This is a genomic window from Micrococcus sp. KRD077 (assembly GCF_017168505.1).
Taxonomy (GTDB): domain Bacteria; phylum Actinomycetota; class Actinomycetes; order Actinomycetales; family Micrococcaceae; genus Micrococcus; species Micrococcus luteus.
Window position 1 is genome coordinate 3,610 of sequence record NZ_JABFAZ010000026.1, and the last position, 1,077, is coordinate 4,686.

Consider the following 1,077-nt stretch of genomic DNA (forward strand, 5'->3'; position numbering starts at 1 on the left):
CCTGTTGCCAAGGCATCCACCATGCGCCCTTGGAAACTTTCACACACAATGAAAGTCCTCAAATGAGCAATATCTAACTAAGATGTCATTCTCGGCATCACCACACCTCACACACCACCCCAGGGGGGACAGTGCGATCAACGATGCAGCAACAAAAAAATAAGATGCTCGCGTCCACTATGCAGTTCTCAAACAACAACCCACACCCCATCCACCAACCCACAAGGCCAGCTTCACAAGATACGGAGACCAGAAACAACAACCCCAACCCTCACAGATCAGGGTGCCTGCTGTTCCAGGACCCAACAGTGTGCCAACACCAGCTCGCAGCCACCAACACCACCCATTCCAACCACACCCTCACAGGCATGACGTACTCGAGCACTGCCGGCACCACCACTGGCACCATTCATTGATGTTCCACCCATGAGCAACCCGCCATCACACACGCGGTGATGCAACGGGCACTGATGCTCCTTAGAAAGGAGGTGATCCAGCCGCACCTTCCGGTACGGCTACCTTGTTACGACTTAGTCCCACCTGTTGCCAAGGCATCCACCATGCGCCCTTGGAAACTTTCACACACAATGAAAGTCCTCAAATGAGCAATATCTAACTAAGATGTCATTCTCGGCATCACCACACCTCACACACCACCCCAGGGGGAACAGTGCGATCAACGATGCAGCAACAAAAAATAAGATGCTCGCGTCCACTATGCAGTTCTCAAACAACAACCCACACCCCATCCACCAACCCTCAAGGCCAGCTTCACAAGATACGGACACCAGAAACAACAACCCCAACCCTCACAGGTCAGGGCACCTGCTGTTCCAGGACCCAACAGTGTGCCAACACCAGCCCGCAGCCACCAACACCACCCATTCCAACCACACCCTCACAGGCATGACGTACTCGAGCACTGCCGGCACCACCACTGGCACCATTCGTTGATGTTCCACCCATGAGCAACCCGCCATCACACACGCGGTGATGCAACGGGCACTGATGCTCCTTAGAAAGGAGGTGATCCAGCCGCACCTTCCGGTACGGCTACCTTGTTACGACTTAGTCCCA

The 1,077-nt window shown here is 54.2% G+C and carries 1 rRNA gene; it reads right to left on the bottom strand.

The window, feature by feature from the left end:
• Positions 1 to 1,019: 1,019 nt before the first annotated feature.
• Positions 1,020 to 1,077, bottom strand: a 16S ribosomal RNA gene (locus tag J1M39_RS07110); the annotation flags it as partial.